Here is a 20,955-nt window from a genome sequence, read left to right on the forward strand (position 1 = left end):
AAAGCCCCACTCGGCTATTTAGGTTCAGCATTTATTTTCTGATTTGAACTCACATTCTTTGAGTTCAAAATGAAAAAGCTCCTAATTCATTTACTAATATTGATCATAAGTAGGGAAACCCTTGGCCAGTGCCCTACTATTCTGACTCAGCCCATTTCTCAATCAGATTGTGATGGAAACAGCATCAGAATGATCGTGAAAGCTGATGGTAGTACATTTCAATGGGAAAAGAAACGACCCAATGACAGTCAATTCAGCGCTGTTTCAGGAGCTACCAATGCCCAGTATCAAATTTATCCTAGTGGAGGAACACTCCATCCCTCTGGCACTTTATATCGAGTTAAGGTTAGCAAAAACTCCTGTCAAGTATATTCCCAAGAGGCAAGTATTACCTTACATAGTATTACTTCCATTGTCAACCCAAGCATTTGTGAAAGAGGAATCGGAACTTTAACACCACAGATCCCTAGTTCTTCTTTAGCACAAGTACAGAATTACCAATGGACGCGTTCTGTGAATGGAGGGCCGTTTGAAGATATGGTGGATGATGCTAATTTCAGCGGTACTAAAAACAAAGAATTGGTTATTTCTAATGCAATGATGACCTTGAATAGTCAAAAAATTAAAGTGCGAATTAATTTTTCCATTAGTCCCAATAATGATAATGAAGGTTCTTTGACCAATGAAAATCAGTCTAGCACTTGTCCAAGAACATCCACTGAAGTTAGTTTACAAATTAAAAATGCCCCTGTTCCTACTCATGCTTCCAATCTTTATAAAGGATGTGTAGACAGCCCAATATCAATCAACTCAACAGGTTGTTCTCCATACAGTACCTATTGGTACAATGAACAAGAACAAAAAATTGGAGAAGGAGCCCGAATGAACATCAGTTTACCTGATGCTTCACCACATTTGTTCAAAGCTACTTGTTTTAAAAATGGATGCGAAAGTCTTCCTTCCTTAGGTACTTATGCACAAGGATTCCCTGTCCCCGAGGCTCCTAGCAACAGCGGTACGCCAACACAGGTTTGTAGCGGTGCCATCATTACCTTCAAAGCCTCTGGAGGAAGTAATAATTTGTGGTATCTCAATGCTACTGATAAAAATACAGTTAGTACTGCCACATCCATTCAGGTATCACAAACAACCAATACTGGGCAAGATAATCTTGAAATTACCCGATGGGTATCTCAAAAAATAAATGAATGTGAAAGTCCTAAAACAGCCCTCCGAGTTACTGTAGCTCCTTCTCTTTTGGCAGATGCTGGTGAAAATAAACAACTTAAAGGAGATGATTTGTATGATGCTAATTTATTTACCACTGCCATTAGAGGGGTTCCTCCCTATAGTTTCACATGGTCAACGAGTAATAATACACCCATTAGTGCAAATCAAGTGAGTAACCCAATCATAGGCCCCTTTCGTTCTTCTGCATATATCAAAGTTCAAGTCAAAGATCAATTGAATTGTATAGCCAAAGACTCGGTATTTATTCAATGGGAAAACCAAGTCATCAACATCCCTCAAGATAGCATCATTGTACCTGAAATCCCCCGTGATAGCACGGTTGTAACCATCCCTGATATTGGCCAAGAGGATGACGACATCAGTATACCTATTGATGAAGAGGAGCCATCTGTCAACCCTAGTCCACCTTGGCATGAAATTACATATACGATGGAAGCATTATGTCAACAAGACGCCTATAAAATACAAGTTCAAGGCTGCCCAGGAAATGTCATGTATTTTAATCAGTATGGTCCAGAGCAATTGAGATCCCAAGGTGCTGAATGGATAGTAGATGCTAGCTATGAATTATTCGTCCAAATTCGATGCTCTGATTCTAACAGCAATACGATTAACCTAAGGATTCCTGTATTGAAAAAACCAAAGATTCCGATTATTAAAAATTTTGAACAAGATGTATGTCAAGGTCAAATTGCCCAAATTGAAATAGATCATGTATTCAAAGATCAATTTATAGGTTGGGAAAAAGATGGCCATTTTTTCTCTGAGGCATTTATTTTACATCAAGAATTAGAGGCTGGACAATATCAAGCGATTATTCAACAAGGTACCTGTTTCTATCGAAGTGAGGTATTAGAGCTTATAATTCGGACACCTCCACCAGCGGCAACAATTATTGCCTCAAAAACTTCTCTTTGCTTGAAAGACACTAGCCTTATAGCTACAACACAATTCTATCCATACGTCAAATGGAAAAATGGTGAAACAGCCCTTAATGTCAAGTTCCTGGCACAACAAGTTGGCGTATTTGAATTCCAAGTTCAAGTAAGTCAAGACAATCAATGCTGGTCAGATTGGTCAAATTCCTATTCTATTCAAGTACATGAAAATCCTATTCCACCAAGTATAACAGCTTCGCCAGCCTTGGGATTTTGTCAAGGGGATTCCATTCTTCTAAAAGCACCCAGTGAATACATCAGCTATCTATGGAATACAAGAATTACGACTCCAAATAATAACGTGAAAAGCCCAGGATGGTATTGGCTCAAAGTGCAAAATCAATTTGGCTGCTGGTCTGTTTCGAGTGATTCAGTTCAAACTTATCATTATCCTGAGGAACCAATTCCCATTATTGAGGCTATTCCTTCCAAACAATTTTGTACAGGTGAAAGCATTGAATTACAAGCTAGTCATGCCCATGCCTATTTATGGAAAAATGACTCGACTGAAGAACGAATTAAAATTACTGACTCCGGGACTTATTGGCTAAAGACTCGCAATTTATATGGATGCTGGTCAAAGAGAAGCGAAGAAGTTAGCATTTATCGACGAGAAAATCCCTTACTGCCTGCCATTAAAAAATCTGGAGTATATTTTCTAGAGGCGATTAGTTTAGATCAGCCAGATCAATATGAATGGAAAAAAGATCATCAACGATTGAATGATCAAGAAGCCTTAATAAAGGCCAAGGAAGTTGGGATATACGAAGTTCGATCTTTAAAACAATATGACTTGTATCCATTGAAAAGCTTGATTTGCTATTCTCCCTATCAGAAAATAAGCATGTCGATACCTGAAAACATGCAAGGAATGTCCATTTTTCCCAATCCTAATAAAAATGGCATGTTACAACTAGAGCTTTTAGATGACATTCCACTAGCAGAAGCAAAAATATTTGACTTCTTAGGCAATGAAATTATTCAATACAATTTACCTAGTAGTACACAACCCATCAAATTACAATTACCTCAAATCCCTGCGGGAACATATATTTTAAAGATCATTGCTCCTAATTATAGTAAAGAGAAAATGATCATTATTAGCCCATAAAAATCCAAGTCAAACTTGAAGTACAGAAATTAAACTATCACTAAACACACATGGCCCCGATGGGGCCATGTGTAAACTACATTTCCATGTGAGAATTACTCATATATTCCTTTAGCTACTTTCTCACTTAACGATTTCGGCATTAACCACGCCAAGGTCGCTCCTAATTTATTTATAAATCCAGTAATGACTTCTGGTTTATGAGCAAACATACCTTCCACAGCTAATCTAGCAACCTCTTTAGGAGTCATCACTACTTTTTCAGCAGCCTTTCTTGCCTTATCTTGCAAATTAGCACGGTCATTGAAATTAGTTGAGGTGGCCCCAGGACTAATCACGGTTACTTGAATTCCTTTTGGTTTCCATTCGTGATATAAACCACGAGAAAAATTCAACACAAACACTTTACTTGCGGCATATAAACTCATCAAAGGAATTGCCTGGTAAGCAGTGGAACTTGCTATATTTAATACGTAAGCCTGCCCCTTACCTTGCAGTAGCGGGAAAAAACGATAACAAGCTTCTGTCAATGCATGCATGTTTACTTGCATCATTTGTTGGTTTTCCTCCCAAGAATATGACTCAAATGCCCCTACCAATCCATATCCAGCATTATTCACCAAAATTCTCACATCCACCTGTTTTTCCACAACCCATTCATATAACTGAGTTACTGCCCCTAACTGGGATAGATCTAGTGGTAAATAATCAACTTCTAATGCAAAGTGCGATTTGATTTCATCGCTTACTTGATGTAATTCTTGGGCATTGCGTGCTACTAGAAGCAAATTATATCCCCTGGCTGCTAATTCCAAAGCTATTTCCTTTCCTATTCCTTTACTAGCACCTGTAACGATAGCGTATGACATGATGGTATCTAAATTGAGTGATCGATTTAAAAATAAAAAGCTGCATGAAGCAGCTTTTTATTCAATTTATTTCTTTGGAGCCGCAGCTGGTGCAGCTGGAGCAGGATTGAAGTAAGCTTTGATATCTGGATCATCTGGCTTAATCTCCTGAGCTTTAGTAAATAATTCTTTTACTTTGGCTTCATCCTTGGTAACCGATAAATGATATCCACCTAAGAATTTAAGTGCCTCAAATAATTGGTTTTTATCTTCTTTATATTGAGTGCTTTTTTCTGCTTTTTGCTGTTCCACAGAAGCCAAGAACTTCTCATAATAAGGAGCTCCTAACCATTTTGTTCCTGTATAATCAATGAAGTTATTAGCACGAGCACGGTTAATGTAGAATGGAGGCCATTTGTCATTAATCTCAATCGCCTTAGCAAACATAGAATCAGCTCTCATAGCCATGGCAGGACGACCTAAGGTGTCAGCACGATCCATGTAAGCAGAAGTTAAATAATAGTCCATCGCAACTTTGAAATAATCACCAGAGCCTACTGTTTGGCTTTTCTTCTTTTTCCATTCAATACTACCTAAACCTGCTTTAGCTGCATCAGCATATCTTTTTTGCTTGTAACGAACATCATGAATGATGGAATACACATTGTTATTCGTATCTAAAGGAGCAGCTCTTTCTAAATAGATTAAAGCGACAGAGTCTTTACCCAAACCTTGATACCCTTTTCCAAAGTACAAATCGTCCATGAAATAAGGCTTAACACCTTTTTTCACCATACCGTCTAGGTTTTCAATACCTTGTTGGAAATTACCCATTTCCACATTGGCATATCCACGCATACGATAGATATCATTATCTTTAACACCTTTCTTATCTGCCTCATCTGTGAACTTCATTGCTCCTTCATAGTCTTTAGACAAGAACAATAATTTGGCAGTTTCTAAAGTAACTTCAGGAGTAGCTTCTGCTTTCTCTAAATACTTTCTAAAATAACGTGCTGCATTTTTGTATTGGTTACCTACGATTAGGTATTCACCGTAACGACGGTGAGCTGGTGCATAGTTTGAATCTAAGTCAATAGCTTCTTTGTAACGAGCTTGTGTTTCTTTGTAGTTCTTTCCACGTAAATACACAATACCAATTTTAACTTTAGCTTTTACATTCTTAGGATCTTGCAATAAGGCCTGCTCATAAGCAGTTACAGCATTACCACCATCATTCTTGATTAAGTAAGCATCACCTTTAACAATGTACTGAGCCGCATTGGGAACCTTCTTTGTTTTTTCTTGAATCAAATCAATCAAACGAATGGCTTCTCCCGGATCATTATTGTTAGCATTGAAGCTTTCTTCTTTTCCTAAAACATAAAACATCTCATAAGCCTCAGCAATACGGTGCAAAACGTCAGGATTTTTTTCTTTTGTCTCTTTAATAATGCGATCGAATTCAGCTTTTGCTGCTGACACATTATTTTGTCCTACTAAAATAGACGCTAAACCAACTTGATTCAAGTAGTTCTTAGGATCAGCTGCTTTACCTTTTTCGAAAGCGGCTTTCGCATTATCCCAATCACGAAGATTCAAGTAATAATAGCCAAGGAAATAGTAATTCTCTCCAGTAGGAGCTGATGCTACTAAAGATTCAAACACTTGTTTGGCTCTACTTGGCTGATGACGATCTAAAAAATGCAAACCATCTTGGATTGTTTGCCCGAAGGCCACATTGGATACTAATAATCCCAAACCCAGTATCCACGATTTCATTTTCTTCATTGTTAATTTAAATTAATTGCGATTCTTAATAATTCTCAGGCCTTAAATTGAAATAATTCAATAAAATATCGTAAAAGTTTACTTTTTTACGAACTACAAAATTAATTATAATTCTTCAATATTTTATTAGACAATGTCAATTAAATATGCTCTATTGGCTAATTTGATACTGTCTAATCGTGATAGGGCGGGTCAGAGGAATTAATCCAGCCTTCAATACTATCAACTGTCCCATATCGCCACACACATAATTAACGAATCCAGTGCCTAATCCCATGTGTGATTCTTTTAAAATTATCTTAACATCCCTACGTAATGGATATTTTTTCAACGCCAAATTATAACCGAATGGTTGATAAAAATCGCCAGCAGTGCTACTACTTTTCTCACTGACAGACATGACATGAACAGAACGAATAAAACCTAAAGATGTTGGATTATCTCCATCACTAATCCAATTGGAGCCGATGATTCCGAGGGCATTGGGATGAGATTTTACATATTCAATTACAGCCTTATTAGAACCTGCAGCGAATATGGGAAGAGGTTTATTGGTATCGAGTCCAAATTTATCGACCAAAAACTTAATATTGCTGGAATTAGCTTTATCAACAACTAAGGCTACCTCACCACGAGCGCCCTTTGCCCCTAAAGATTCCCAGGTTATTTTCTCTCCGGTTAACAATGATTTTAAAGCAGGAAGCGATATTAATGTATCCACATTTTGAGGATGTACCAAAAGAGCTAGACCATCTGCCGCGAAATTATAACTGCGGTAGGTTACTTTTTCTCGTGTAAAAATTTCTTTTTCTTTTTCTGTCAAATCTCTCGTAACTACAACAGCACGAACTTTCTCATTCAACAAATCTGCGACAGCTTCATTTTCTGCATGGAAATCAAAATTGATTTTAGCAAAGTGGTAATTATTTTCAAAGGCGGTTTTTTCAGCTATTAACAAAGGCTGAAAAGATTCATCAACAGCTACTGAGATTTCTCCTTGCGCTGGACCATCAGAAAATTTACTTTCCTTGGATTTATTACAAGAAAATATACTGGCTATAACTAACAAGCTAAGCCCTAGTGATTTAATCTTCATAATTGCCATAATCTGGATCTTTTGTTTCACTAACATATAAAAAAGCACGCCAAATACGAAATATGCCATACAACATAAACAATATTCCCAACCAAAAAGTGGTGGGCATGTCCAGTAAAACCCCTAATTGGAATTCTGACCAGAATCCAATGTAATAGCCTAAAAAGAAATAAGCTAAAGCGGCGAAAAAGCGAAAAAAAACATTAATCCAAACTGCTGCTGGGCGTGCCATAGTCAAAACAGAAAAATTGTTAAACAATCAGACCTGCCAAATAAGAAATTTAGCAGGTCTGAAAAATGAATGGGAAATCGATTATTCGGAAAGTACGAAAGTAATCGGCTGAGTGAATCGAGAACGTACCGCACGACCTGACTGCTTTCCAGGAGTCCATCTAGGTACCAACTTAATTACACGTTCAGCTTCTTCATCGCAACCGAATCCTACAGATTTCAAAATTTTAACATCTTGTATAGAACCGTCTGTATTAACAACAAACTGAACATATACTTTACCACCTACGTTTGCACGTTGAGCAGCTGATGGGTATTTTAAATTTTTCTGCAAGAAACGTCCGAAAGCTGCAGGTCCACCAGGGAATTCTGCTTGTTGCTCTACCGCTGTGAAGATTTCCTCTTCAGCAGGTTTTGGTGGCTCAACTGGCTCTTCTTTTCCTTTAGCATCTGGATCCACTGGAGGTTCGTAATTCTCCGTTTCACCTTTAACTGTTTCACTAGCTGTATTACCACGTACCTCTTCTGGCGGTGGTTCAGGCTTAGTCACCTCTTCATCATGTTTGATTTCAGGAGGTAAGAATTTAGTTGTCGTCACCTTAGGAATTTCTTTCGGTGGTGGCGGCGGTGGTGGCGGTGGCAACTCTACCTTCTTCTGTGGAGGAGGAGTGTCCAATTTCATTACTTCGGCTGTCACCTCTGTTTTCTCAGTATTAGAGGCAGTTAACTGTTTCCAGAACGCTGCCAATAACAATGCACCAACAAAAAGTGCTGAGCCTAGTAATACAGACCGCTTGATGACCTTAGGATACGTTGTCCTTAAAAGAAAAGCACCATACTCTCGGTTCTTATCTTTAAAGATAATGTCATCTAATGTAGCATCTTGGCTTATTACTTGTGACATAGTTTATGTTATTTAAAAATTAATTTAAAAGGCTTTTGACCAAATTACTTTCCTGAACGTTTGATTAAGGCTTCAGTATCTGGATCAATTTCTAATAAGGCATAACGCTTGTTATTAGTAATTGCACATTCATCCAACATATCTACCATATTACGGTATTTTGCTTTTTTTGTTGGCTTAATTACCAGAGTAAAGTTGCTACCAACTTTAGCCTTTAAATCCGCGATTACTTTGCGAATTCCCGTGTCAGAATAATCGGTCACCTCTAACTTGGTGCCTGCTTCAGTTGGGATACCTTGGTAATAATACACCTTATTCTCATCTGGACACACAGTAAGTGTTTCAGACAATTTTACGGGTGATGTTTCCTTAGTATCCGTTTTATCAGGCATGTTTAATTGCATGGTAACGGGCTTTGCTAACGTAGTCGTTAACATAAAGAAAGTGATAAGAAGAAAGCCTAAGTCCACCATTGGTGTCATGTCAATTTTGGTTGACATTTTTTTACTTCGCTTCTTCCCGCCTTTCTTACCCCCACCGGAGCTATCTATTTCTGCCATTTCTTTTTCGAATTAGAATGTAAATTATTTTGGTTTATTCTCAGGAGCAGTAATCAACTGGAAGATATTAATGTTCTGAGCTTGTAATGTACCGATAATATCAGCAAATACTTTATAGCTAGAATTTTGATCTCCTTTGATCGCAACCTTCAACTCAGGATTTGATAATTTCGCGTATCCAACCCAGTAAGACAGCTCATTATTTGCTGAATCAATAGGTATACCCTTAATAAATCCTTTATCCTTAGCTTCAGAAGGTTTCATATTCAACACCTGACGCATCGCACCAGCTGGGTATCCGACGATTTCTGAACTCATGTAGTTCTTCTTCATTTCGCCTGTCAAAGCAACTCCATAGCGATTAGCCATGCGCTCTAACATAAATTCCCTAGCCATTTGATCATCAGTTGCCAAATAAACCCCTCCCTCATTGGAAACACTGATGGTTAACATACCATCTTTCGTATTCAGAGCTTTCTCTGAAATAGATGATGGTGGTGTAATCGTAACTGCCTCTTCTGGACGGAACTTCGCGGTTAACATGAAGAACGTAAGCAGAAGAAAAGCCACGTCACACATCGCTGTCATATCGAGTGAAACACTTTGTCGTTTGGCTTTAACTTTTGGCATAACAATTTTTATTTTGAACGGTGAAAAAAATGATAAATCGGAACAAAAAATTCACTCCGAATTGGTTCAAATATTAATTGTGATGCGTAGCATAGTTTTGGTTAACGCTCAAACCGATCTCATCAATGCTATAAGTTAACTCATCAATTTTAGATGTGAAAACGTTGTAAGCGATGATACAGATAGCTGAAGTACCAATACCTAATGCTGTATTTACAAGAGCCTCAGAGATACCATTTGCCAAAGCAGATGCATCTGTAGATCCTCCTGAGTTACCTAATGCAGAGAACGCCTTGATCATACCAACTACCGTTCCTAATAGACCCAATAAAGTTGATACAGACGCTAAAGTTGCAATGATAGTTAAGTTTTTCTCCAACATTGGTAATTCCAATGAAGTAGCTTCTTCCACTTCTTTGCTTAATGCAGCTAATTTTTGTTCTTTATCTAAAGAACCATCAGAAATCAATTGCTTATACTTTTTAACAGCAGAAAGAGTTACATTTCCTACTGAACCTTTTTGCTTTTCGCAAGCCTTCAAAGCGCCTTCAACATCATCTTTGTCTAAAGCAGCTTGGATACCACGAACGAATGCATTAACATCACCAGTTCCTTTTGCTTTACCAATTGTAACTAAACGCTCAATTGAGAATGTTAAAGCTGTCAAGAAACAAGTCATTAACACGGGCACAATCACACCACCTTTGTACACGATACCAAAGTAATCGCCTGGAATTGGGTGTCCTTCATTGGTTCCACCTTCGAAGTGAGAGCCATCACCCATAATGAATTGGAAAATCAATAATGCAATGACAAATAGGATGACAAGAATTAAACCTGCAGGAATTCCGCCAGATTTTTTTTGGGGTGCAGCTGGCTTAGCAGCTGGCTTTGGTTGTTGTGTACTCATTAGTTTGGTAATTTGGGGTTAAAGAATTATTTAAAAATAAAACTCGCGAAAATACAACGTAGCAGTTTTCATAGATTTCTAAGCGTCCGCTGTTTTTTTCAGTAAAGGCAAAAGTAATGCAATTCTTAATTAATTTTTACACGGGTTTATCTAAAAAGTTCTCATTTTTTTCATATCACTTAGGGGCCTATTGTACTATCCTGATATTTTAAACTAAATATGTCGCTTTATTGGGTACTTTTTCGAGAATTAAAAAATTAAAAAAAAATGAAAAAAAATTAATTTAAACCGTTAAATCGGCAAAAGTCCCCTGTAAAAATTCTAACTTTAAACACCAAAACAACCTTTTATCACATGGATTCTCCCTTTTATCCAAAACGCATCAAACCCTCCACTCGCAAAGAATCTAGCCATTCTTTAAAGGAGGTGATTGAGTCCATGCTCAAGATTTATCAAATACAAGGGAAATACGAAGAAACATTTGTGAGTGCTCATTGGGAAGAAATCATGGGAAAACCCATTGCCGCTCGAACCCAAAAAGTGTATGTCCACCAACAAAAACTATTTGTACAAATCAATTCTGCTCCCCTCAAAAAAGAGCTCATGATGGCCAAACAAAAGATGATTGACCTCATCAATAAACATGCTAAATCTGATTTAATTAAGGATGTTGTATTCCTTTAGGTTCTTGCTTGATTAAATCCCAAGCAATTGATAGCCAAACTAGCAATAAGGGTAAAATCATCAATCCCAATGGATTAATCCATTCATTTCTAAGCCATTTAGGAAATAAATCGGTTGGAGAAAAACTAGAAATCAATAAAGTAATCACTAACAATGCCCACCGGGCTCTCGTTTTCTCCCCTAATACAAACCAAATCCCTACACCAGGAAAGGCCATGATCAAGGTTGGTGACTCCGTTCCCGTACTTGCCAACATCAAATAAATGCTTACAAAAGCCAACATGCGAAGCTGAAACGACAAATCTTTCCATTTACCTTTTTGGAAAAAGACATACACATTCAATAACATAGATGGTATTAAAAACCATAAATTAGATAAAGTGCCATCGCCAGTCAATCGACGAAACATTCCCATCACGCATACATCTGTACGTAAGTTTTGAATATCTACATTTAATTCGTTTTTGTGCGACAATACCTCTCTCCATCCCAAATAAGTCGATATTCCATAATCCCAACCTCCTAATAGCATTGGAATAATTAAAATAAGCACCATCCAAAAAATCAAATAGCCCGCTAAGCGCAGTGGTTTTTTAGAAAAAAAGAAAAAGGCTAGTCCAACAATTCCATAAAGTTTAATGAAAATACCCAATACAATCCAAAGTGCCGCCCAAGCATCTTGCCCCCGATGAATGCAGATATAGCTCCATAATATCAAGGCAATACATAATGGATGAAATTGAGTGTTCAATAGTGCCGTCATGGTCGAATTCAACATAATCCATGAAATGGCAACTCGCTTCGTTTGATCCAATGGCAAATTCCAAACCGCTAAAAAAAGGACCAAGGCATTTACCACATTCCAAACAGTCACACTGATGCCTGTTGGCAACCAAGCAAATGGGGCCATCAAAATAGCAAAAATGGGCCCGTACAAGTATAAATCGAAATATTCCTTTGGGTATTCAAAGTACAAAGGCATTCTATGTAAGAAGTGACCGTAACTCGACTTGAATATGACAAAATTATTGATGTGCGAATTAAGCTCCCCTAGGTTATATTGTTTAATCCCTGTAAAAAGACCCGCCAACAACCAAAGGCCCAATAAAAACTCATAGCGAGCATAAAATGCAGGTTTATTTTCCATTTTCTAATTGCTTGACAAAATTTTCCATCGTCATAAACTCCCCCATTCCCTCTTCTTGAAAATACCTAATCAAGGATTTTAATTTTGATACTAACTCTCCTTTTGAGCCGCGACTCACATGTGCTGGCAATGGATATTTCGATAAATCTGCAAATTCCCATGGGTGAAAGTACAAATTAAGAAAGCCATGCTTTTTTAAGGTGTCTTTACAAAATTGCTTAAAAATGACCAGTGGGAAGTTTTTGAAAGCCAACCAAAACAAAGGTATTCTGAAATTTGGGGTAACTGATGCAGGTATATTCCAAAGTCCTTTTTCAAAAAAAGGCAGCTTTGATGCTTTCAAATGATTATATCGACCCGGAATCCAAGTTGGATTCAATGAAGAATGATACGTGTAGCCTGCTTGCAAGATATCCGCCTCCTCGACATGCTGCATTCTTGCCATTCTAAAACCCACTACTTTTCTGCCACTGAGTTCTTCCAATAATAATCGGGAAGACAACAAATCTGTTTTGGGGTCAAACTTACTATGGTAAAATCCATGAGATGCCAATTCATGCTTTGAATCAAGATCTTTTATCCATGCAACGTTATGTTGGGCATAAACTCCAGTACAGAATATGGTACAAGGAACTTGCGCTTCCGAAATAACCTTCATGAATTGCTCCAAGCCCTTTCTTGATTGATCTAACTGCTCTTCCAAATCTATGTTATATCCATATTCCAAAGGGATATCACATTCTTCAACATCAATTGTCAAAATAATGGCTGGAGCTGATTTCATTTTGAAAAGAATCCTCGGATTAAAATAGAAGCAAAATTGAATAATTCTGTCAAAATAGTTCTAGGCTTCATGGTTGAAAAATGTATCCCCTCTCGTACCTGAACATAAATCCATTCCATCTGAATATCCTTTTGTTTGGAAACTAATACCAAAAACTCCATATCAAAAAGAAATGCAGAGATTGTCGTTTTCAAAAAAAGCGCTTTGCCTTTGGCATTAAATCCTTTCAACCCTGATTGGGTATCCTTTACTTTTAAACCGGGGAAAAATAAATAATTCATCAATTTGAGCGAAAGAGAAAAGATCTTCCGTCGAAATGGTAATTGATCGTAATATTGTTCATCTCGAACTCCCACCACTACATCCGCATTTCCCACGGCCAATCTTTGGTACATTTCCCATGCATTTTCCATCTTGTAAGGATAATCTGCATCCGTGTAAATAACCAAATCACCTTGGCTCTGGCGGATTGCATGTCTCAATGCTCCCCCCTTTCCTAAATTTTGACTTAATGGAATAAAAGTAAAATGTGGAATTGATTGCTGTAATTGATCAATATCCTCCGAATGAACCCCATGTTTGCTCCCATCATCCACAACATACACATGAACTACTACATCCGTTGGTATCCGAGACATGAATAAGGTATAATGGCGAATCAAATCCTCCGCCCAACCCGGATGTGGGTTGTAACATGGATGAACCAAGTCTAGACTTTTATTTGTCTTTGGAGTAGTCAAACAGGGATAATTTTTTGCAATAATACGAAAATTAAGCCTTGGGTTAAAGGGAAAAATAATTCATATTTGTCTACCATTCTATTAAACATGAAAACTCCTCCTCTATTACGTCCGGGTGACGAAGTGATTTTGCTATCTCCAGCATCCCATCCAAAGAGTGATCAATGGAGGCAAGGCGTGGAAGTATTGGAATCCTGGGGTTTGAAGGTTCGTCTTGCTCCACATGCCTTATCGCATTATTTTGGTTTTGGAGGAAGTGATGAAGAACGGCTAAGTGATTTTCAATTGGCCTTGGATGATCCTGCAATCAAAGCCATATTCCCCATTCGAGGTGGGTATGGATCCAGTCGAATTTTGGATCAATTAAACTTTGAAACATTCATCAAACAGCCAAAATGGATTATTGGATTTTCTGACATTACGGCCATTTTAAATCATGTGGCGAACTTAGGAATTGCTAGTATACATGGGCCAATGCCACATAATTTCTGCCAGGTAGGTGGCGATGAAGCATTGGAAATGCTAAGAAACTTGCTTTTTGAAGGTAAAACCCACATTGAGATTGAAGCTGACTCAGATAATCGATTAGGTAAAGCCGAATCAATCTTGGTAGGAGGAAATTTGTCGCTGATTGTGCATCTGATTGGGAGTAAGAGTCTACCAGATTTTAGGGGTAAGATTTTACTATTGGAAGATGTGGGTGAAAACTTATACCATATTGATCGAATGGTTTTACAACTAAAAAGAGCAGGAATACTGGACCAATTAGCAGGTTTAATTGTGGGTGGATTTAGTGACTGTAAAGAAGCAGGCCTTAGTGTGGGTAAAAATGTGAATCAAATTATGCTAGAACATACATTTGGAAGTCAATATCCAATTGCCTTTGAATTTCCATCAGGACATATTGCACAAAATTTCCCCTTGGTTTTTGGTAAAAATATCAAGCTATTGGTAAATGCTGACAAAGTCCAACTAACTGATTAAGTCCTATTGCCATTCCTGCTAATTTGCCTAACAAAAAACAATGTTAGCCAAAACGTATGGATGTGCCGTATTTGGGGTGTCTGCCAACCTCATCACCATTGAAACCCATGTTGGGCAAGGTAGTAAATGCTATTTAGTTGGACTTCCTGACTCCACCATTAAAGAATCTATTCAACGAGTTGAATCAGCTTTAAAGAATACTGGATTTTTTTTCCCAAGGAGAAAGGTCATCATTAATCTAGCACCTGCTGATATCAGGAAAGAAGGCTCAGCCTATGATTTACCTATCGCTCTATCTATATTAGAAGCATCAGAACAGGTTGAATTAAAAGGGCTTGACGAATATGTCATTATGGGGGAATTGGCCCTAGATGGAACGATTCGCCCTATCAAAGGGGCTTTACCTATTGCCTTAGAAGCTAAAAATAGAGGAATCACAAAGCTAATTTTACCAGAAGAAAATGCCATAGAAGCAGCTATGGTAGAAGGGATAGAGGTATTTGGATTAAGTCATCTTCGAGAAACCATTCAGTTTATTCGCAATAAAATAACCATAGCCCCTACTTATGTGGATGTACACGCTTTATTCGGTGAATCCCATGACTCATTTGATGTAGATTTTTCACAAGTACAAGGTCAGGAAGCTGTCAAAAGAGCTTTTGAAATTGCGGCAGCTGGTGGTCATAACTTGATAATGATTGGTCCTCCAGGTGCTGGAAAAACCATGTTGGCTAAACGATTACCAACCATACTTCCCCCATTTTCCTTACCAGAGGCTCTGGAAGTAACTAAGATTCATTCTGTGGCTGGAAAATTAATGGGAAAGCATGCTTTATTGACGCATCGCCCCTTTAGAAGTCCACATCATACTATTTCCAATGCTGCCTTGGTTGGCGGAGGTTCGTTTCCTCAACCAGGAGAGATTTCCCTTGCCCATCATGGCGTTCTATTTCTAGATGAGCTACCTGAATTCAATCGAAATGCTTTGGAAGTTATGCGTCAACCCCTAGAAGATCGAAATGTATTTATTTCCCGAGCTAAATGGTCATTAGAATTTCCCGCTAATTTTATGTTGGTAGCTAGCATGAACCCTTGTCCTTGTGGCTACTACAATCATCCTAATAAAGACTGTGTTTGTGGTCCCGGACAAGTACAGCGCTATTTAAATCGAATTTCAGGTCCTTTACTGGATCGAATCGACATGCATATAGAAATTGTGCCTGTTCAATTTGAAGAAATGAGTACTGGGCGAGCAGCAGAATCAAGTGAATTTGTCCGCAATAGAGTCATGGAAGCTCGGCGAATTCAGCAAAATCGATTCATCCCATTCCCCAAAATCCATTCCAACGCCATGATGTCGAGTCAGCAAGTCAATGAATTTTGCCATCTTGACCAAGCATCCCAGCAATTACTTTCCGTTGCAATGGACAAATTACAATTATCTGCGAGGGCTTTTGATAAAATTCGAAAAGTGGCGCGCACCATTGCTGATTTAGCAAAATCATCTCATATTCAATCGGAACATATCGCAGAAGCGATTACCTACCGAAATTTAGATAGAGAAAATTGGGCAGGATGATGTATTTTTGAGAAAAAATATCTTCTATGCGTCTATCCTTTTTGATACTTTTCAGTTTTCTGAGCTTTCTACAACCGTCTAAGGCACAAAAAATTGACCAAAATAAATCTTTCAGACCCTTCATAGCCCTGGATGAAATATTTAAAAAAGCTGAAAAGGAAAATAAACCGATCTTTTTTGAGGCATTTTTACCCACTTGTTCTCATTGCATCGCATATGATAAAACCTTGAGCCTTCCAGCCATTAAAACTTACCTTGATAAAAATTATCATGCGTATCAGTTGGACCTAAGCAAGCGTGAAAACAATGCATTTTTACGTTCTCGTAAAATCTTTATCCCATCCACTCCTTCGTTTATTGTATTTTCCCCAAAGGGAAAAGTTTGGAATATTGAACCAGTAGGTGAAGCTACTAACTCAGTAGCGGGTATCATTAAATTATTGGATGCAGCCAAAAACCCGCAGCAAAACCAAGCCCAATTATTAGAACGATATAGTGCAGGTGAAAGGAATAAAGAAAATATGATTTCTGCCGCTTATTTCACTCGTTTAAGTTTGGATACATTGAAAAATGTGGCTTTAGTCAATGACCTAGTTCAATTGATTAAACCCGAAGAATTTGAAGGAGAAACTAGTTTTTTGCTTATTCAAAAAGTCATGATGGATGACAACAATGCGCTATTCCAACATTTCATCACACATATCAAAAACTACGAAAGCAAGTTTGATAGTTTGGAAGTTAAGCAAACAGCCGAAAATACGATTATGACTAGTTTGTATAGTGGCCGAGCAAGAACCTATAGCCCTGAACGACTTCAGCGACTGAAAGACGGATTACAGGCCATTGGTTTAAAACCTCAACAAATTGCTGCCCGATTTATCTACTTAGAAGTCTTAATTGATTTGGATAAAAAATTAGTTGACCAAGCGGTAACTAGGGTCAAAAATTATTATGGAGGAAAAGCGATTCCTGAAAAAGAAAAGGAGTTTTGGTGTAAACTTTTGAAAAAGTCAGGAAGTAATGAGTGCTTACTTCCCTAAATAGGAATTTCACTAAAAACCTATTCGTGCTAATTGGTATTTTGATCAAAAAAAAGTAAATTTCTGAATCGTAAGCCTTCATCCTATTTAAACTAATCCATGAAGAGAAGTATATTATCCATCTTGATCTTTGTTTTCTTAATCACTTCTTCGGGTTTCGGTCCATCCATTGGAGGTGAAGAAAGTTTAGAGTCAGCATTTAAGCGAATCAAAGATGAAGTAGATCAAAATTCATTGGCTTATTCTTCCTTAGGTACTGCCTGTCAAACCTTAGGTCATCGCCTTACAGGTAGTGAAAAAGGTAAAAAAGCAGAAGAATTCGCTTTTAACCTTTTTAAAAAATATGGATTCCGTGATACAAAGTTTCAAGGTTTTCAGGTAGAGGCTTGGGCTAGAGATACGGTAACCCTTTCGATTGCACCTCCTAAATCAGATGATTTCAGAGAAGTCCCTGTAGTTTCTTTAGCTATGACACCCGTAGAAGCCAATATTACGGGCACAATGGTGGATATGGGAAATGGACTCGATGTGGATTTTGAGGCAAAAAAAGAGCAAATCAAAGGTAAAGTAGCCGTGATGAATATAGGTTTGGTTGACCCTAAACCAGGTCAAAAAAACTTGCACCGCTCGGAAAAAACAGCTTTAGCCATTCAATATGGAGCCATTGGCGTCATCTTTGTTAACACAGTGAAAGGGCAAGTATTATTAACTGGTACTGCTTCTGTCACTGGAAATTTAATTTCAATTCCTGCTGTTTGTATCAGTTGGGAGAGTGGTGTTGAAATCCGCAAATGGTTGTTGGAACAGCCTGGATTGTTGAGTTTAATCGAAATGCATAATGTGAGTAAACCTATCAAAGCTCGCAATGTGGTGGCTACTTTGAAAGGGGATAACAAAAAATACCGTAAAGAGAAAATCATTATTGGTGGTCATTTAGATTCTTGGGATTTATCCACTGGTGCTATCGACAATGGCATTGGTTCGTTTTCGGTCATAGATATCGCTAGAACATTTAAAGCATTGGGACTTAAAAATAAAAGGACCATTGAATTTGTCGCATTCATGGGCGAGGAAGAAGGTTTACTTGGCTCTAAAGCTTATATTGAAAGAGCCAAAAAGACGGGAGAAATTGATGAAATCGTATACATGATTAATCTGGATATGACCAACAATGTATCTGGTTTCAATGCAGGAGGTAGAGACGAGTTAGTCGCATTGTTAAAAGAAATTGGCAATAAAATTAAGTCGATTGACCCTGCTTTTGGAAATGAGATTAGCAATAGTGCAGGATTACATTCCGATCATCAATCATTTTTATTGGAAGGGATTCCAGCTAGTGCACCCATCGGTCGCTTAGAAAAGCGGGTATTAGATTGTTATCATGCCAATTGTGACTCTTTTGATTTGGTCAACAAAAAAGAATTAGAAAATACGGTAAAATACACAGCGATGCTGTTATATGGTGTGGCGAATGCCAACTCGATTCCAGCAAAAAAACTAGATTTTTATTCGACTCGAGATTTCTTCATTAAACAAAATTTGAGAAGAGATTTAGAGTTAGGTAATGAATGGCGCTGGGGTAAAGATTAAACAGCGCATTCGATTAGATTTTATTAAATTAGATTATTCCCTAAAAGCATATTTATATTATGAATAACCAGAACCCTTCCTTTTTCGATCATAAAATGGAAATTGTTCCTGAATCATCCTTCAAATCCATCATCAAAGTTATTGGTATAGGTGGTGGTGGCTCCAATGCGGTTCGCCACATGGATAACATGAAGATCAAAGGAGCGGATTTGATTATTTGCAATACAGATTCTCAAGCTTTGGCATCGAATCCTGTTAAGACCAAAATCAAATTAGGAGAGCAAGGGCTTGGTGCTGGAACGGATCCAGAAGTTGGAAAATTAGCTGCATTAGATAGTATTGATAAAATTAATGCGGTGTTGACAAATGGCACAGAAATGCTTTTCATTACTGCAGGTATGGGGGGAGGAACAGGTACAGGTGCTGCCCCAGTTGTGGCTGAAATTGCGAGAAAAAGAGGTTTACTAACAGTAGCCGTAGTTACTGCTCCTTATGCATGGGAAGGTCGTGAAAAAATCCAATATGCTTTAACGGGTATTCAAGAATTAAAAACATATTGTGATACCGTACTAGTCGTAATGAACGATAAGTTGGCGCAAATTTACGAGAAACTAGCAGTGAAGGATGCCTTCGCTAAAGCGGACGATGTGTTAGCCAAAGCAGTAAAAAGTGTGGTTGACGTCATTGCAAAACCTGGAGATATCAATACGGACTTCATGGACGTAAAAAAGGTATTGAAAAATGCGGGTCAAGCCATGATGAGCTCTGCACTAGGTAAAGGAGAAGATCGTGCTTTTCAAGCTATTGCAGAAGCCCTTGAATCCCCACTTTTAAACTCCCAAGAAATTAAAGGAGCCAAACGTATTTTAGTTACAGTTTCTACAAGTTCAGAACATGCTTTAGTCATGAGCGAACAAAATATCATCATTGAGTACCTAAATGGCCGTATCAATGATCAAGCTGACATGGTGAAATTTGGTTTCTCTACAGATGATGAATTGGGAGAGGATTTATATTTAACTGTGATTGCTGCAGGCTTTGAGCATGAGCAAAACGCACTTGACGATTTCTTGTTTAGTGACACGAAACATTATAGTACGGCCAATAAACCAGCCTCATTAATCTCAGGTGCAACCGTAGAATTTGATGAGTTTGGAACCACCAGCTCGGCTCCTACGGAAAGTGAAGAAGTTCGATTCCAAAAAATGGTAGATCACTACAAAAAAGGTGGACCAGATGAAAGCGACTTTGCCATTCCTACTTATCAAAGAAATCAAATCCCATTGTATGATTTAAGTCGAATCCCTCAAGATGAGTGGATTGAAACTCCATTATACGAAGATTAACAATTTCTGATTTTCTGAACAGCCTCGCGAATAATTTCTTGACTCGAATAAGCAACTTCGAATTCTGAGATTTCGGCAACACCACCCATGGAAATACCAGGTCTTCGATAAATCATGTCAGACTCTCTCGTTGTTCTTGCGCTAAGATGAACTGCATCCACGCCTGCATCCACGAGTTGAAGACAATTTTGCGGATTTACTCCACTACCTGCCATGATTTGAATTCGACCTTGTGCTGCTTCGACCATCGTTGATATTGCCTCAATTCCTTCCATGGCTTTATTCTTTTGACCTGATGTCAAAATTCGATCAAAGCCTAGATCAATTAAAGCTTCCATCACTTCCAATGGTTCCCTAGAAACATCGATAGCACGGTGGCAAGTAAGTTCAGCGGATTCCCCAACAATGTATTTAACCTCTTTTAGAAAATTAATATCTAAGTCACCCTGTGGAGTTAAGGCTCCAATGACCATCCCATGAACACCCATGGAAAGAAACTGATTAATCTCGGCTAACATCGTTTTCTTCTCAAAAGCATCATAGCAGAAGTCGCCTCCTCGAGCTCTTACCATGACATGAATTCCTAAAGAAGTCTGAGATAATGTTTCAAAAACTAGACCTGCAGATGGACTTGTACCTCCTTCCCAAGGAGAGGCACATAATTCGACACGATCTGCACCAGCTTGGTCTGCTGCGATACTGGAAAATAAGGAATAACTACAAACTTCAACCGAGATAGTACGGGATTTTAACATAAAAAACAGGGCTCTATAAGCGTTAAAACGGGTTTA

General features: G+C 38.1%; 19 protein-coding genes. 7 read left to right on the plus strand and 12 right to left on the minus strand.

The genetic code is table 11. The annotated features are described in order from the left end of the window. Positions 1-189 precede the first annotated feature (189 nt). Entirely contained in the window at positions 190-3,300 is a 3,111-nt protein-coding gene (locus EWU22_RS12780) for a T9SS type A sorting domain-containing protein (protein ID WP_161566864.1), read from the plus strand. A gap of 95 nt (positions 3,301-3,395) precedes the next feature. Here the strand turns inward: EWU22_RS12780 and EWU22_RS12785 are convergent, their stop codons facing one another. The 8 genes from EWU22_RS12785 to EWU22_RS12815 all read right to left on the minus strand — a co-directional run bounded on the left by EWU22_RS12785 (position 3,396) and on the right by EWU22_RS12815 (position 10,270). After that, the gene (locus EWU22_RS12785; protein WP_109324012.1) at positions 3,396-4,169 is read right to left on the minus strand and encodes an SDR family NAD(P)-dependent oxidoreductase; all 774 of its coding nucleotides are present in this window, start codon (positions 4,167-4,169) and stop codon (positions 3,396-3,398) included. 66 nt (positions 4,170-4,235) lie between these two features. Next, positions 4,236-5,939 (minus strand): tetratricopeptide repeat protein, encoded by a 1,704-nt coding sequence (locus EWU22_RS12790; RefSeq protein WP_109324013.1) that lies wholly within the window; start codon positions 5,937-5,939, stop codon positions 4,236-4,238. A gap of 151 nt (positions 5,940-6,090) precedes the next feature. After that, a complete protein-coding gene (locus EWU22_RS12795; protein ID WP_231962902.1) occupies positions 6,091-7,071 on the minus strand; it encodes a PstS family phosphate ABC transporter substrate-binding protein in 981 nt (326 codons plus the stop codon). Continuing rightward, complete coding sequence (locus tag EWU22_RS13325) at positions 7,025-7,267, minus strand: hypothetical protein (RefSeq protein ID WP_161566867.1); 243 nt, start codon at positions 7,265-7,267, stop codon at positions 7,025-7,027. The genes EWU22_RS12795 and EWU22_RS13325 overlap by 47 nt, the downstream gene beginning before the upstream one ends. A gap of 81 nt (positions 7,268-7,348) precedes the next feature. Continuing rightward, a complete protein-coding gene (locus EWU22_RS12800; protein ID WP_317127134.1) occupies positions 7,349-8,014 on the minus strand; it encodes an energy transducer TonB in 666 nt (221 codons plus the stop codon). Between the two features lie 200 nt (positions 8,015-8,214). After that, positions 8,215-8,670 (minus strand): ExbD/TolR family protein, encoded by a 456-nt coding sequence (locus tag EWU22_RS12805; protein WP_317046215.1) that lies wholly within the window; start codon positions 8,668-8,670, stop codon positions 8,215-8,217. An 84-nt stretch (positions 8,671-8,754) separates the two neighbouring features. After that, positions 8,755-9,360, minus strand: a complete 606-nt coding sequence (locus EWU22_RS12810) for an ExbD/TolR family protein (protein ID WP_130925855.1) — start codon at positions 9,358-9,360, stop codon at positions 8,755-8,757. A gap of 73 nt (positions 9,361-9,433) precedes the next feature. After that, positions 9,434-10,270, minus strand: a complete 837-nt coding sequence (locus tag EWU22_RS12815) for a MotA/TolQ/ExbB proton channel family protein (protein WP_130925856.1) — start codon at positions 10,268-10,270, stop codon at positions 9,434-9,436. A gap of 354 nt (positions 10,271-10,624) precedes the next feature. Between EWU22_RS12815 and EWU22_RS12820 the strand changes: the two genes are divergently transcribed. Beyond that, positions 10,625-10,954: a DUF721 domain-containing protein gene (locus EWU22_RS12820; protein WP_109324021.1), complete on the plus strand. Its 330-nt coding sequence runs from the start codon at positions 10,625-10,627 to the stop codon at positions 10,952-10,954. On the opposite strand, the gene EWU22_RS12825 is transcribed toward EWU22_RS12820, so the two are convergent. From EWU22_RS12825 to EWU22_RS12835, 3 genes are read right to left on the minus strand one after another with little or no spacing between them, the layout of a single operon-like run. After that, entirely contained in the window at positions 10,932-12,101 is a 1,170-nt protein-coding gene (locus EWU22_RS12825) for a glycosyltransferase family 87 protein (RefSeq protein ID WP_130925857.1), read from the minus strand. The two genes, EWU22_RS12820 and EWU22_RS12825, sit on opposite strands and share 23 nt — an antisense overlap. After that, entirely contained in the window at positions 12,091-12,885 is a 795-nt protein-coding gene (locus EWU22_RS12830; RefSeq protein WP_130925858.1) for a polysaccharide deacetylase family protein, read from the minus strand. The genes EWU22_RS12825 and EWU22_RS12830 overlap by 11 nt, the downstream gene beginning before the upstream one ends. Next, positions 12,882-13,625, minus strand: coding sequence for a glycosyltransferase family 2 protein (locus EWU22_RS12835; protein ID WP_161566868.1), 744 nt, complete (start codon positions 13,623-13,625; stop codon positions 12,882-12,884). Before EWU22_RS12835 ends, EWU22_RS12830 begins: the two co-directional genes overlap by 4 nt. A gap of 87 nt (positions 13,626-13,712) precedes the next feature. Here EWU22_RS12835 and EWU22_RS12840 point away from each other — a divergent pair, with 87 nt between their 5' ends. The 5 genes from EWU22_RS12840 (at position 13,713) to ftsZ (ending at position 20,164) form a co-directional block, all read left to right on the plus strand. Next, on the plus strand, positions 13,713-14,609 hold the full coding sequence (locus EWU22_RS12840) for a S66 peptidase family protein (protein WP_130925860.1): 897 nt from the start codon (positions 13,713-13,715) through the stop codon (positions 14,607-14,609). Between the two features lie 40 nt (positions 14,610-14,649). Continuing rightward, the gene (locus EWU22_RS12845) at positions 14,650-16,188 is read left to right on the plus strand and encodes a YifB family Mg chelatase-like AAA ATPase (protein ID WP_130925861.1); all 1,539 of its coding nucleotides are present in this window, start codon (positions 14,650-14,652) and stop codon (positions 16,186-16,188) included. Between the two features lie 26 nt (positions 16,189-16,214). Further along, positions 16,215-17,228: a thioredoxin domain-containing protein gene (locus EWU22_RS12850; RefSeq protein WP_130925862.1), complete on the plus strand. Its 1,014-nt coding sequence runs from the start codon at positions 16,215-16,217 to the stop codon at positions 17,226-17,228. 99 nt (positions 17,229-17,327) lie between these two features. Continuing rightward, positions 17,328-18,818, plus strand: a complete 1,491-nt coding sequence (locus EWU22_RS12855) for a M20/M25/M40 family metallo-hydrolase (RefSeq protein ID WP_130925863.1) — start codon at positions 17,328-17,330, stop codon at positions 18,816-18,818. Positions 18,819-18,877: 59 nt separating this feature from the next. Then, positions 18,878-20,164, plus strand: coding sequence for a cell division protein FtsZ (gene ftsZ / locus EWU22_RS12860; RefSeq protein ID WP_109324049.1), 1,287 nt, complete (start codon positions 18,878-18,880; stop codon positions 20,162-20,164). Here the strand turns inward: ftsZ and EWU22_RS12865 are convergent. Beyond that, positions 20,161-20,919 carry a copper homeostasis protein CutC gene (locus EWU22_RS12865; RefSeq protein WP_130925864.1) on the minus strand — a complete coding sequence of 253 codons (759 nt, stop codon included), beginning with the start codon at positions 20,917-20,919 and terminating at the stop codon, positions 20,161-20,163. The genes ftsZ and EWU22_RS12865 overlap by 4 nt on opposite strands. Positions 20,920-20,955: the final 36 nt, after the last annotated feature.

The sequence above is a fragment of the Aquirufa nivalisilvae genome, from assembly GCF_004307455.1.
Classification (GTDB): domain Bacteria; phylum Bacteroidota; class Bacteroidia; order Cytophagales; family Spirosomataceae; genus Aquirufa; species Aquirufa nivalisilvae.